This window comes from Rhizobium sp. NFR03, from assembly GCF_900111275.1.
GTDB lineage: Bacteria > Pseudomonadota > Alphaproteobacteria > Rhizobiales > Rhizobiaceae > Ferranicluibacter.
Genome location: NZ_FOGR01000007.1, coordinates 69,336 through 81,877, shown reverse-complemented (window position 1 = coordinate 81,877; position 12,542 = coordinate 69,336). Strand labels below are relative to the sequence as shown.

The 12,542-nt window shown below is 59.9% G+C and carries 11 protein-coding genes and 1 pseudogene; 4 read left to right on the top strand and 8 right to left on the bottom strand.

Annotated features, from left to right (window positions below; genetic code table 11):
• Positions 1-82: 82 nt before the first annotated feature.
• Positions 83-1,213 carry a sensor histidine kinase gene (locus BSG19_RS19725; protein WP_244529333.1) on the top strand — a complete coding sequence of 377 codons (1,131 nt, stop codon included), beginning with the start codon at positions 83-85 and terminating at the stop codon, positions 1,211-1,213.
• A gap of 96 nt (positions 1,214-1,309) precedes the next feature.
• Here the strand turns inward: BSG19_RS19725 and BSG19_RS19720 are convergent, their stop codons facing one another.
• The 3 genes from BSG19_RS19720 to BSG19_RS19715 all read right to left on the bottom strand — a co-directional run bounded on the left by BSG19_RS19720 (position 1,310) and on the right by BSG19_RS19715 (position 3,124).
• Positions 1,310-2,617, bottom strand: a complete 1,308-nt coding sequence (locus tag BSG19_RS19720) for a diguanylate cyclase (protein WP_170866044.1) — start codon at positions 2,615-2,617, stop codon at positions 1,310-1,312.
• A 70-nt stretch (positions 2,618-2,687) separates the two neighbouring features.
• Positions 2,688-2,930: a DUF6894 family protein gene (locus BSG19_RS25790; protein ID WP_139274799.1), complete on the bottom strand. Its 243-nt coding sequence runs from the start codon at positions 2,928-2,930 to the stop codon at positions 2,688-2,690.
• A complete protein-coding gene (locus BSG19_RS19715; protein WP_139274798.1) occupies positions 2,927-3,124 on the bottom strand; it encodes a hypothetical protein in 198 nt (65 codons plus the stop codon). The genes BSG19_RS25790 and BSG19_RS19715 overlap by 4 nt, the downstream gene beginning before the upstream one ends.
• 579 nt (positions 3,125-3,703) lie before the next feature.
• Between BSG19_RS19715 and BSG19_RS19710 the strand changes: the two genes are divergently transcribed.
• Positions 3,704-5,083, top strand: a complete 1,380-nt coding sequence (locus tag BSG19_RS19710; RefSeq protein WP_092989811.1) for an enoyl ACP reductase FabMG family protein — start codon at positions 3,704-3,706, stop codon at positions 5,081-5,083.
• A 53-nt stretch (positions 5,084-5,136) separates the two neighbouring features.
• Here BSG19_RS19710 and BSG19_RS19705 read toward each other — a convergent pair whose 3' ends face one another.
• Positions 5,137-7,194, bottom strand: coding sequence for an acyltransferase family protein (locus BSG19_RS19705; protein WP_092989736.1), 2,058 nt, complete (start codon positions 7,192-7,194; stop codon positions 5,137-5,139).
• Positions 7,195-7,514: 320 nt separating this feature from the next.
• Here BSG19_RS19705 and BSG19_RS19700 point away from each other — a divergent pair, with 320 nt between their 5' ends.
• Both BSG19_RS19700 and BSG19_RS19695 read left to right on the top strand, forming a co-directional pair.
• The gene (locus BSG19_RS19700) at positions 7,515-8,189 is read left to right on the top strand and encodes a hypothetical protein (RefSeq protein WP_092989735.1); all 675 of its coding nucleotides are present in this window, start codon (positions 7,515-7,517) and stop codon (positions 8,187-8,189) included.
• 150 nt (positions 8,190-8,339) lie between these two features.
• Positions 8,340-8,495 (top strand): annotated as a pseudogene (locus BSG19_RS19695) (thiamine pyrophosphate-requiring protein); the annotation flags it as partial.
• Between the two features lie 91 nt (positions 8,496-8,586).
• On the opposite strand, the gene BSG19_RS19690 reads toward BSG19_RS19695, so the two are convergent.
• The 4 genes from BSG19_RS19690 to araD form a co-directional block, all read right to left on the bottom strand.
• Complete coding sequence (locus BSG19_RS19690) at positions 8,587-9,171, bottom strand: hypothetical protein (protein ID WP_092989733.1); 585 nt, start codon at positions 9,169-9,171, stop codon at positions 8,587-8,589.
• An 8-nt stretch (positions 9,172-9,179) separates the two neighbouring features.
• Positions 9,180-9,668, bottom strand: coding sequence for a transposase (locus BSG19_RS19685; RefSeq protein WP_092989732.1), 489 nt, complete (start codon positions 9,666-9,668; stop codon positions 9,180-9,182).
• Positions 9,669-10,024: 356 nt separating this feature from the next.
• Positions 10,025-10,735 (bottom strand): ribonuclease activity regulator RraA, encoded by a 711-nt coding sequence (locus tag BSG19_RS19680; protein WP_092989731.1) that lies wholly within the window; start codon positions 10,733-10,735, stop codon positions 10,025-10,027.
• A gap of 22 nt (positions 10,736-10,757) precedes the next feature.
• Positions 10,758-12,494, bottom strand: coding sequence for an L-arabinonate dehydratase (gene araD / locus BSG19_RS19675; RefSeq protein WP_092989730.1), 1,737 nt, complete (start codon positions 12,492-12,494; stop codon positions 10,758-10,760).
• Positions 12,495-12,542: the final 48 nt, after the last annotated feature.

The window sequence follows — 12,542 nt, the reverse complement described above, 5'->3', positions numbered from 1 at the left end:
CACATTCCGGTACGGTTTTGTACATTGAATTTGAGCCTCCCGCAGATAAAGTGGCAACTTACGATCCCGATGGGACAGAAGCATGCATGCGCAGATATGGGACGACATTCCGGACGATAGCAGAGACTACAGGTCGGTGCTTCGATCGTTCGGGGAAGCGGGCGCGGCAATTGCGGAGCATGACTGGGCACGAACCCCGCTGGGGTCCATCGATAGCTGGCCGGCTCATCTCCGGTCCGTCGTTTCCACCCTGGTCGCCTCCGGCCAGCCGATGGCACTCTGTTACGGACCGAGGCTCACGACGATCTTCAACGCGGCGTTCAGGCCCATCCTCGGCGCGCGCGCGCCACACGCCCTTGGCAAACCCTTTTGCGACATATGGTTCGACGTCTGGGATGACATCTCTCCCATGGTGCGCGAAGCCTTGTCGGGGAAAACCATCTGGCGCGACGACCTCACACTCTTCATGACGCGGAACGGCTACCCGGAGGAAACGCATTGGTGCTTTTCCTATTCACCCGTCTTCGACGAAAATGGCCGTGTTGCAGGTTTTATCGACGTGGTGACCGAGACCACGGCTCTGGTGACCGCTCGCCGGGACGAGCTTGCGTGGAGGGAAGAGCAGCGCGTGCTGCAGAACGAGCTCTCGCATCGCATGAAGAACATGCTTGCCGTGGTCCAGTCCATCGTGGCGCAAACCGTGCGCAACGCCGGCTCGTTGCCAGAGGCCGCGACGGCTATTTCCGAGCGACTGAACGCGCTGGCGAGAGCGCAGGATCTTCTAACGCACATGGCAGGCGAGACCGCCGATCTGCGCAGGCTCGTTCTTTCCGGGCTGGCACCCTACGGCCCTTCGGCCGGAAGGGTGCTTCTGGATGGGCCCGACATCGTCCTCGGCAGCCAGCAAGCCCTCGCCATCGCGCTCGCCATCCACGAACTGGCGACCAATGCCACCAAGTACGGCGCCCTCAGCAATGCAGATGGAAAAGTCTCTATCCGCTGGTCGCGGGACGCCGAAACGTTGCATTTCGCATGGAACGAAAGCGGTGGACCGTATGTCACGAAGCCATCGCGAAAAGGCTTCGGCTCCCGCCTCGTGGAAAAGATCGTGCCGGCCTATTTCGCTGGAAAATCGGATTTGCGCTACGAGACCACCGGCATAGCATTCTCACTCGTGGGAACGTTGACGGCGTCGAGTTCCGCACGCGTCTGAGGTTTCGTGCGGCATGGCTTGAGTGCCGCCGGATGTGTGCCATCTCCGCCTGTGCGTCGATTCCGCCCGCTGGCTCGCGGCATTCTCGGGCGACATTCAGCTGCGCGTCGTTTGGCGCGGGAACGGTTGCCGGTCGAAGCTGACGCCGTCTTTTCCCGATGCTTTCACTCGGTAAAGGAAGGTATCGGCATGAGCGATCAGGCCGTCAAGTTCGACATTGGCAACTGTCCACACTCCGCCGATGCTGGCGCGCACCTCGACCAGCACATCGGTGTCCGTGCTCGGGACGCGCAGCGAGAACGACGCACGCATCGCGCCGACCATGCGATTGGCGACGGCAATACCGGTTTCCCTGTCGCCGGAGATAACGACGACGAACTCGTCCCCGCCCACACGGCAGACGAGATCGTCGCCGCGGACACAGGACATCAACCGGCCTGCGGCTTCCTGAAGGATGATATCACCGGCAGCATGGCCGTAGCGGTCGTTCACCTGCTTGAAGCCGTCGAGGTCGATCGCCAGAACGGCGTAGCCTGCCGAAGAGGCCATCTGCGGGAAGCGCGCCTCAAGACCACGGCGATTGAGCAGTCCCGTCAGACTATCGGTCTGTGCATTGCGCTGCAGGCGCTCGATCTGTCGATGTTCCTCGGTGAAATCGATCGCCATTCCCACGATCTTCAGCGGCCGACCTTCCGCGTCTCGCAACAGGCGACGATCGCAGCGCATCCACCGCTCGCCCGCGATCGTATCCAGCCTGTATTCGACAACATTCTGGTCGAGCGTACCCTCGATCAGTGGCGTGAGGTCCGCAGCGGACCTGTCCAGACGACTGATCCTGGCGAGATAGGACTCAAGGTCGAGCCGGGCGGCATCCGGCCCACCGATATACTGGGAGAGACGATCGGACGTTTCGAAGGTTTGCGCGGGAATATCCAGCTGCCAGAACCCGCCTCTCACAGCTTCCAGTGCGAGCTCGAGCTGCGCCGCATGTTCGGCAAGCTGCCGCTCCGCATCCTTCGCCTGTGTGATGTCCTCGACTTGCGAGATGAACCGAACGACCTCTCCATCGCCATCGCGCATGGCGGCGACATGGATGCGGACGTACAACGGCGTCCGGTCCGGCCGGATGTAACGCTTCTCGATCGTATAGCCGTCCCGTCGTCGAGCCAGCACCTCGTTGAAAAGGCCGATGTCGGCCGCGAGATCGTCTGGATGCGTGAAATCGGCGAACGCGACGCCGCTCAGGTTCTCTTGCGAGATGCCCACCATTCTGGAGAACGCCCTGTTTCCCCGCACAATGCGACCCTCCGTATCCACCAGCGCCATACCGATGGGCGCATGGCGGAAGGCGAAATCGAACAGGGCGAGGCGGGATTCCGCATTCTCCTCCAGCATGCCAGTCATAGCTCTCCGCTTCGCGGCCTTTGCGACAGACATGCGTGAAGGCGATACCGGGAGGCGCACAGAGAGTTGGTCATGATCCATCAACATCAAAACGTTCGATGACGGCATCAAGTTGCACGCGGAAGAGCAAAGTCCCATCGGCACGCTCCCCGATGACGGCCGTTGTTGCGGGCAGATCCTCCGGTCCAAGCTCCCTCAGCCAGTCACACAGGGCACTCAGAGCCTCACGTTCCGCTGTTTTTCGATCAGGCAAAGAAATTCCGCCACTCTCGTCGATCTGGCCGCCATCATCTGTAAAGAACCGGATTTTCATGGCGAACCGCCTGCAGCATTGCCATCGCCTCCGCCGACGGCCCCGCCAAGCCGCTGCGCTCTCAGTCGCTCTGTCTTCTGCCGGCGCTCCTCGTCCTGTCGCCGTTGCATTTCCATGACCGCCTGCTTGGTCGCCGCGATATCGCCAAGAGCACCTGCCCCACGCGTGCGACGCTTCTTCATCATCTCTTCCATATCGACCTCCGTCGTCATGACAAGAATGAAATCGACCTTTGGTGTAGGAATTCAAGCTCTTCAAAGTCTAATTTTTGGAGATCGCGCGATATTCAAAATAGATTCTGGCAAAAATGGAGCAATCTTGCTTTATTGATTCTATTCGAAATGAAGGATATTAAGATTTATTATTTTCCGTAAAATCGATTTACCCGATATTTGGGGTATTACATGAAGATGACTCCGGCATCACACAATCTGACGTAGCACCAAGGTGAGGATTTCGTCCTAGCCCAAGCGGCATAGAAACAGCTCAAGGCTTCGCAGCGGCTCTTGGCCAGCTCCAGAGTGGATATTTCTTTCCGGAGACTTTGAACGTCGGGCGCCTGTCAGCGAAGCGCTATCTGCAGAGACCTTTCGATCGATTCCACTCTTTTCGGCGGACGGCGCGGCAACGCCTGTCGTCAATGGCGCTTCCGGTTCACGTTTCGATATAATCCGTCACGTTAAATGACTTTCCATTGCGGCCAACTCCGTTCATGGGATCATTACCGACTGTTGCGACCTGCGCGCAACGACCCACGACCTGAAGACATGACCATGAAAAAGCCGATCGCACTGGAAAGCATCGCCGAGAACACACTGTTTCGGAAGGGCGATATCTTCGTTCTCTTCGGAGAGCTGTTCGGACGTGGCTATGCGACCGGACTTCTCGATCAGGCCCGCAAGACCGGCATGGAGATCGTCGGCATCACGGTCGGCCGGCGCGATGAGAACAACGCTTTGCGACCTCTGACGCAGGACGAGCTTTCTGTTGCCGAGGACCGTCTGGGCGGCAAGATCATCAATGTGCCTCTGATGGCCGGCTTCGATCTCGACGGCCCGGATGGCGGACCGACACCGACGGACCTCTTGGCGGAGATGACACTCCAGACGTGGCAGGATGCCAAGATCGACTGGGACCATATCGAAACCTGCAAGACCATCGCGACGAACCGGTTCAAGACCGCACTGGCGCAGGTGATGGCAACCCTCGACGGCATGATCCCCGATGGGCGTAACGTCTTCTTTGCGCATACGATGGCTGGCGGCATTCCCAAGGCGAAAGTGCTGCTCGTCGTTGCCAACAGGATCTACAAGGGCACCGGCGCCCGCCACATGTCGTCGCAGGCACTGCTCGACAGCGATATGGGCAAGCTGATTCTTCAGAATTTCGACGAGGTCTCGGCCAACACCTTCCGCCATCTCATCGACGCCAGCGCGGCCATCCGCACGCGGGTCGAGGCATCGGGCAGCGCGGTTCGCTATACGGCCTATGGCTATCATGGCACGGGAATTCTCATCGGCGATGAATATCGCTGGCAGACCTACACGAACTATACGCAGGGCTATGCCAAGATGCGCCTCGAGGCCATCGCGGCTGACGCCTGGGATGCGGGCGTGAAGGCGACTGTCTACAATTGCCCGGAAATCCGGACGAACTCGTCCGACGTGTTCACGGGCATAGAGCTTCCTCTGATCCCCTTGCTGCTGGCGCTCAAGAAGGAGAACGGCGGGCATTGGGCCGACGAACAGTGGCAGGCCTGCGAAGCGCTGCTCGCTGATGGCCATACGGTCACGGAAGTCCTGCGCCGGATCACCGCGCTACAGGCAAGTGACGTCATGGTGCCGTTCTACGACTTCAACGCCTGGCCGATGCCCAACAGCCAGGCGCAGGCGGATCTCACCATCGGCACTTCCAACGACATCACCGCGATGCACCGCGACGGCAAGGCCCTGATCAGCGATCTCCTGAGCACGCTCGTGGTCGAGGCAACCGGCCGTCTCATCTTCGGCGCGACATCGACGCCATCCGGTCCGGTCCGCTGGATCCACCACGATCTCGTCGCACGCTGCCTGAATGCGGCACATGACGACACTGAAATGTCGCAGCAGACATTGAGCGATCCGAAGACGGCGAAGCTGAACAAGGTCGCCTGATCGGCAGTGTCCGTTCTTGGGACGGCGGAGTGCTGAGCTCGATCGCTTATCCTTCAGTGACGGTCCGGCATGGCCCAGCTCCATCGCTCGTCCGAAGGCAACGAGATTTTGCTTGCTGGTCGCGCGATCATGGCCATCGTCTCGTCAAACAGCGGCGCCAGATATCTAGCGCCTGTTAGCGAGAGATGATCGCCATCGCGATACAGGATGCCGCCATTGGCGACGGGATGGCACCGCGTTTCGTCGCAGAGAGACGTGAACGGATCGATCGTCGATGAACGCGTTTCCCGGGCAACGGCGAGGAGCATGTCGCGCGCGAGTTTCTGCCGATGGAGCGTGTAGCTGAAAGGCATGCTCAGATCCTCGTTCTCCCCCGTCATTTTCGCACGCGCCAGAGCCTCAGGCACCTTCACACCCATCTCCGGCACGTCCTGCACGAGGATGACGCGCGTTCCCTGTTTCGCAAACGCCGCGATCGTCGCCTTAAGGCTGTAGCGGACCGGAGCGGACCAGTCGGGCAGAACAAGCGCTTCAGAGGCTGTGAAGAACACGCCCTCTTCGGGAAGCTCGGTGCGGTGGACATATTTGGGCCAGTAGCCGACCATGAAGACGTAGGGAAACCTCTGCTTCTCTATCAGGCTGAGGATGGCGGCGTTGGTTTCCACGCAGCGCGCGACGATGTGGTCCGGCCCGAAGACAGCACCTGGAAGCGGCGGGCAGGATGCTCGGCCGACGAAGAGACCCGAGACTCCGGCTTTCCGTGCAGCTTCGTCGATCGCCGGCGCTATGGCGGCGGCATGCGAGTCGCCCCAGACGAGAAACTTCGCAGGGCCGGCGGACGGCGAGCCCATCGGGCAGAGATCACCATCCCGGATCGACTGCGGACGCAGGCCATCTCCATTGCTGTTGGCAAAGCAATTCGGCGCAAAGAAAGGGCTCTGGTCGTAGGTTGCGGCATAAACGGCGTAGACATCGTCGGGCAGGCGCTGCGGAAGACCAGCATACCGCGTGACCACGAAGCCGAACGCGACCGCACCGGCCATGGCGCCGCCCATCAGCGACAGGACAAGCCGGCGTGACTTGAAGACAGGGGCATAGCGGGCGGGCTGCTCGATAAAACGCCACGACACGATGGCAGCGGCGAAGGATAGAAGAATAACGATAAGGCTCTCGCTCAGCGTGAGACTATGCCCTGTCTCATACCGGTAGAAAACGATGATCGGCCAGTGCCAGAGGTAAAGCGAGTAGGAGATGCGGCCGATGAAGACGGCGACACCGTTGGTCAGAAGATAGGCGGGGAAACGGCTCTGCGAGCCCGCATGGATAACGAGAGCCGCGCCGAGGACGGGAATGGCCGCGAAGGGCCCGGGAAACGGCGTTGCGTCGGAGTAGAGAAAGATCGCGGCAAGGACGGCGGCCAACCCGACCGTGCTGAGGCCGGTCGCCACACGCACGTCGTAGTTCGGGCGGGGCGCAAAGGCAACCAGGGCACCGATGAGCAGTTCCCAGACGCGAAAATGCAGGAGAAAGAACGCTTTCTCCGGCGAATGGGCGGTCGCCCACAGGCAGGCGACGAACGAGACCAGGATGAAGCCGCTCGTGATATGCAGGAGATACCTGCGGGCGAAGCTGAAAACGAGGAACAGAGAGATCGGGAACAGGATATAGAACTGCTCCTCCATGGACAGCGACCATGTGTGCAGCAGCGGCTTCATCTCTGCGGAGATATCGAAGTAGCCGCTTTCCTGGCGGAAGAGCACATTTGCCGTGAACAGCGCGGCGGCCCGCACGCTATCTCCGAAGTAGCGGAACTCCTCAGGCATCAGCCGGAACCAGGCAATAACGGCGGTAACAGCCATCATCGTGAACAAGGCAGGGATGATCCGTTTTATCCGTCTAATGTAAAAGGCAGGGAAGGAGAACGTGCCGGCAACGAGATCGGACAGGATGATCCGCGCCATGAAATAGCCGGAGAGCACGAAGAATACATCGACCCCCACGAAGCCTCCGCGGAAGAGCGAGACATCGGCATGGAAGAGAAGGACGGGCAGGATGGCGAGAGCCCGCAACCCGTCGAGATCGGGGCGATAGTCTAGATGACTGGCACTCATTACATGCTCCGATCCGACCGACGTGGTCATTCTCTTGCCCCCTCCCGGCGTGCGTGCGCCTGCTGCCACAGAGCGACACAGAGACGCCAGCCCTGAATGCACCCATGGCTATTTTCAAGCCGCCCCATAGCCGCTCGCGCGCTCCGCTGTCGATCCTTGCTTACAAAAACCGCGTGACACCCCGATCTGTCAGAAGCGCATTCGTATTCTATATAATCCAACTATAACGGATGGTGCCGACATTCCCGCAAGGGAAGAGCGGCAAAATGAGACTTTATCGTGGTGCCTCTTGTTTGGCTCCGCGACTTTCCCGGTTGGGCATGGTGGATATGGAAGATCTGCAAGCACTGAGAGATGCCCATCGCCGCTGGCTCACGAAGCTCGGAATTCTCGACAAACCCTGGCTGATTCTCGGATCTGCTCCCCATCCGACGCTGCCTCCCGACATCCTCGCCCATTGCGCTCGCATGGATGTGAACAACTCGGGCAAAACAGCAGCCATGCTCGGGCTTCCCGCAGCAGACCTTACCTTCCGCAAGCGCAAGAAGTCCTGGGAGGAACATCCCGACGTGCACACGCGGGGACTTTTGTGGCTGCATACGCGCCCGCTATGGGTCATGCGACTGAAACTGCTGATGAAACCGCGCGTCCGCTATCGCAGTCTCATGCGCGCGACGAAGGAGGAGCGCGAGGCTATCGTCGAGCATATTTGCGGCGGAATCCCCGGCGATATCGGCGAATGCGGCCATGTAACGAATGGCGTCGCCGCAGCCTGCTATGCGCTTTTCGTCGGCGTCCCCTCGGTGACGCTGGCGGGCTTCTCGCTGACCGTAATGGGCCATTCCTATAACGAAAAGGGTAGCACGCGGCGGCAGATCGCCGAAGACACCTATGTGCTGTCGAAACTTCGAGACCGTGCCAATGTCTTTACGACGGAACAGGGTCTTTCGGACTCCATCGGCATTCGACACGTCTCGTGCCTTGAAAGAATGTAACCCAATCACGTCGACAAAGCAGTCTCTCGAAAACGACATCGTTCACCAGACGAAGGCCTGGAAGAACGGGCATGTGGTCTATCTCGACCCAGTCGGCTGGCACATCATTGGCGGCAGCATCGCCACTCCGAAAATGCTCCCGTGTCGCCCGAGCTCATCACCATCGCGAAGTATGATCGGGAATGGCAGAATACCACGCTGGCGGTCTGCGTCTTCAACAATGAGGACCTGACGCAGGAAACCTGGGAACAGCGCGTTATCGAAGGCGACCCCAAGTTCGATGCCTCTCAGCGCATAATCGACGTGCCGGGCAAGAAGGCGTAAAGGCGAACGACAGACAGCAGAAGTTGCCGCGATCCAGCCCGGATCGGCTTCGAGACGACGCGTGTGAACCGCGCTATCTGGAGAGCCGCTCAAGCATTGTCACAAGACACTGATTTTCTGCCAATAGCCGATCCTTCAGGAGCCTCTTGAGCTCGATATTCTCAGCGTCAAGTTCGGCCAGTTGCCGTCGCGAAAGCAATGTGTCTGGCAGAACCGATGCAGCATGATCGTCGGGAGCCACAACTGAACCCTGCTGAATGTCGTTCGGTATCCATTCGACATCTACTGACTGTTCGTGAAAGTGATTATCATCCCGTGCTGAGATCATCTCTTCCCGGAGACTCTGTGCGCCCCGCGCAGGGCTGGCAGGGGAACCAGCCTCCTGGTTGGCCTTTGGCGAGGATGTGGCTGCTCGCAGAGACGGCCTCGGATCAACCGCGATCTTGGGATCAACAAGATGCCCGTCCGGCACGTCATGATCGGTTCGCTGGTGATCACCGACAGTCGTCACAGGCTTGATGGTCGCCTGAGGAGCAAGATCGTCTTCGGCTGCCAGTGAGGCAAAGTCGATCCTTCCCCATATGGATTTGTCTTGCGACCGCTTCTGACGGCGGCCGCCTTTATACTCCACCACGAAGTTGGGTCGGACTTTTCGCATGACGTCTATCAGTTCATCTCGAGACGCCGACGAAGTTCAGCGTTTTCAGCCCGCAGCTTCTCGCCAAGGAGTTGGCGCAGGCGCTGGTTCTCCTCCTCCAGCTTGATGAGTTCGGCGAGTTCGTTGCCAAGGGATGGCGGTGCAGCGGGTGCGGAAGAGGGTGAAGCTGTGGAGGTTGGGGCGACATCTGCAGGCTTATCTGCCCGCTTCCACTGGTAATAGGTCTGATCCGAAACCCCGACGGCTTCAACGGCGGCCTTTAGCGAAACACCGCCATTTGCAAGCGCCTCTTCGATGCGTTGCAGTTTTTCGGCGCGCTCGGCAGCGGTGTGCCGTTTGATCTTGCGCGGCGCCGGCTCCTCGGTGCGGGCCTGCTTGGATGTTCTTTTCCGGGGCTTCCGCCCTGCATCATCCGGCTGGCCTGCGTTCGTGTTATCGGCACTCTCAGACATCTGCGGCACTTCGGATACCAGTTGCTGTTCGTCGTTGCCCATCATGGCATTCTCCAAAGCTCGGAAATGTGTCGCGTGGTGATGCTCATCTGCTAGCGATAACGGCAACGTAGAGCAAGCATGGTAAGTTGAAAGAGGAGTGTTTCGGACCGAATATAGGAGCAATGTCTTTGAGTTGGCCGCCTATTGCCACTTGTGGAATAAGGGCAGCCCGTTATTGCCACTAAAGTTGCAAACCAATATTCCGAAATGAACGGCGGATCAAAAGTCTTTACGCTCATTTTAATTCGGCAAACATGCATTGACCACTGAAAGTTCCGCGCTCCACCTTGGATTGCCCCGATACTCGGATCCAGCTTGCTGCTCAAAAGGCAAAACTTGAGCAACGAGCAACGGGTTGCCTACCGGTTGTTGGTCTTTCGCCACTCGGCAAACAGTGTCAGATTGGCCTCGTCGGTTGCCGGATAGAGGCCGATAATCGTGTGGCCTTGTTTTACGCGTTCCACCGCGAAATCCTCGTAAGCGGTCATTTCCACAGCCTCGTCCGCAATCTCGTCGGCGATTTCGGCAGGGATAACGATAACGCTGTCATCGTCGCCGACCATGATGTCGCCTGGAAAGACCGCGACGTCGCCACAGCCGATCGGGACGTTGATGTCGATCGCTTCGTGCAGCGTGAGGTTCGTCGGGCTGGACGGACGATGATGATAGGCGGGAATGTCCAGCTCGCCGATCGTCATTGCGTCGCGAAAGCCTCCATCGGTGACGACGCCGGCCCCGCCCCGCACCATAAGCCGCGTGATCAGGATGTCGCCGGCGGATGCGGCGCGCGCATCCTTCCGGCTATCCATGACCAGCACATGGCCTTCCGGGCAGGTTTCGATCGCATGGCGTTGTGGATGCTTCGGGTCGCGAAAGATCGTCATGGGGTTGCGGTCTTCCCGCGCCGGCATGTAGCGGAGCGTGAAAGCAGGCCCCACCATGTTGCGGCCTTTCGGCCTGACGGGACGCACGTCCTGGATCGTCTGATTGCGAAGGCCGCGCTTGAAAAGCGCCGAGCACAGCGTTGCGACGGATACGCCCATCAGCTTGTCACGGGTTGCAGGGTTCATCGTTCCTCCTTGAACGTCGTTTTCAGTTGATCACCGGCTCGGCGACGCGCGCGCCGAAGTCCGTCTTGAGAAAGTCGAAATCGCAGCCTTTGTCGGCCTGCTCGATGTGCTTTGTGAACATGAAGCCGTAGCCGCGCTCGAAGCGGGGCTCGGGCGCGACCCAGCGCGTGCGGCGCTCGGCAAGCTCCGCCTCGGGCACCAGCATGTTCAGGCTGCGGGCCGGGATATCCAGCTCCACAATGTCGCCCGTCTTGAGCAGAGCAAGAGGGCCGCCGACAAAGGCCTCGGGTGAGGCATGCAGAACGCAGGCGCCAAAACTCGTGCCCGACATACGCGCATCGGAAATCCGCACCATTTCGCGCAGTCCGAGCTTCAGAAGCGCCTTCGGCATCGGGATCATGCCCCATTCCGGCATGCCGGGTCCGCCCTGCGGGCCGGCATTGCGCAGCACCAGCACGGTCTCCGGCGTCAGCGGATAATCCGGATCGTCGATGATGGCTTTCAGTTCCGCATAGCTGTCGGCAACGAGCGCCGGACCGCGATGACGGTGAAATGCAGGGTCGCAGGCAGCCGGTTTGATGACGGCACCATCCGGGCAGAGGTTGCCCTTGAGCACGGCAAGCGAGCCCTCGTGGTAGACGGGATTGGTCAGCGGCCGGATGACATCGTCGTTCCAGACTTTCACCTGCTCCAGCCCCTCGACCAGCGGCCTGCCCGTGACGGTCATGGCCGTGGGATCCAGCTTGTCGCCCAGTTGCTTCATCAGCGCCCGAAGCCCGCCCGCATAGAAAAAGTCTTCCATAAGATAAGTCGCTCCCGACGGGCGAATATTGGCGATGACGGGCGTCGTGCGGCCGATGCGGTCGAGATCGTCGAGCGCGAGCGGAATGCCGGCACGCCGCGCCATGGCGATCAGGTGGATGATCGCATTGGTCGAACAGCCGGTTGCCATGGCCACCGTCACCGCATTATCGATGGCCGCTTGCGTGATGATCTTGTCCGGCGTCAGATCCTCCCAGACCATATCGACAATGCGCCGGCCACAGCTTGCCGACATGCGCTGGTGGTTGGCGTCCGCGGCGGGAATGGACGACGCGTTGGGAAGCGTCAGGCCCATGGCTTCGGCAATTGCCGTCATGGTGGAGGCCGTACCCATCGTCATGCAGTGACCATAGCTCCGGGCAATCCCGCCTTCGATCCCCTGCCATTCCTCCTTTGACAGCGTGCCGGCCCGTCTTTCGTCCCAGTATTTGAAGCCGTCGGTTCCCGAACCCAATGCCTTTCCGGCATAGTTGCCGCGCAGCATGGGGCCGGCGGGAAGGTAGATGAAGGGAAGTCCCATGGAAACGGCGCCCATCACCAGTCCCGGTGTGGTTTTGTCGCAACCACCCATCAGGACGGCACCGTCGATGGGATGCGAGCGCAGCAGTTCCTCGGTCTCCATGGCCAGCATGTTGCGGTAAAGCATCGTGGTCGGCTTGACGAAATTTTCCGAAAGCGAGAGGGCCGGAAGCTCCATGGGAAATCCGCCCGATTGCAGCACGCCCCGCTTTACCCATTCCACCCGCTCGCGAAAGTGCATATGGCACGGCTGGGCATCCGACCATGTGTTGAGAATTGCGATGATCGGGCGACCCTCCCAGTCCTCAGGCGCATATCCCATCTGCATGGTGCGTGAGCGGTGACCGAAGGAGCGCTGGTCGTCCGGCACCATCCACCGCGCCGATCGCAGGTCTTCGTATCTCTTTCTGTCTGCCATTTCGAACTCCGAACTTGGTGCCGGTCGGCACCTCTATCCTGGACGTGG

Excerpts from the sequence above, each read along its gene's own strand:
- BSG19_RS19725 (WP_244529333.1), top strand. The coding sequence starts at position 83 with ATGCATGCGCAGATATGGGACGACATTCCGGACGATAGCAGAGACTAC.
- BSG19_RS19720 (WP_170866044.1), bottom strand. The coding sequence starts at position 2,617 with ATGACTGGCATGCTGGAGGAGAATGCGGAATCCCGCCTCGCCCTGTTC.
- BSG19_RS25790 (WP_139274799.1), bottom strand. The coding sequence starts at position 2,930 with ATGAAAATCCGGTTCTTTACAGATGATGGCGGCCAGATCGACGAGAGT.
- BSG19_RS19715 (WP_139274798.1), bottom strand. The coding sequence starts at position 3,124 with ATGGAAGAGATGATGAAGAAGCGTCGCACGCGTGGGGCAGGTGCTCTT.
- BSG19_RS19710 (WP_092989811.1), top strand. The coding sequence starts at position 3,704 with ATGAAAAAGCCGATCGCACTGGAAAGCATCGCCGAGAACACACTGTTT.
- BSG19_RS19705 (WP_092989736.1), bottom strand. The coding sequence starts at position 7,194 with ATGAGTGCCAGTCATCTAGACTATCGCCCCGATCTCGACGGGTTGCGG.
- BSG19_RS19700 (WP_092989735.1), top strand. The coding sequence starts at position 7,515 with ATGGTGGATATGGAAGATCTGCAAGCACTGAGAGATGCCCATCGCCGC.
- BSG19_RS19690 (WP_092989733.1), bottom strand. The coding sequence starts at position 9,171 with ATGCGAAAAGTCCGACCCAACTTCGTGGTGGAGTATAAAGGCGGCCGC.
- BSG19_RS19685 (WP_092989732.1), bottom strand. The coding sequence starts at position 9,668 with ATGATGGGCAACGACGAACAGCAACTGGTATCCGAAGTGCCGCAGATG.
- BSG19_RS19680 (WP_092989731.1), bottom strand. The coding sequence starts at position 10,735 with ATGAACCCTGCAACCCGTGACAAGCTGATGGGCGTATCCGTCGCAACG.
- araD (WP_092989730.1), bottom strand. The coding sequence starts at position 12,494 with ATGGCAGACAGAAAGAGATACGAAGACCTGCGATCGGCGCGGTGGATG.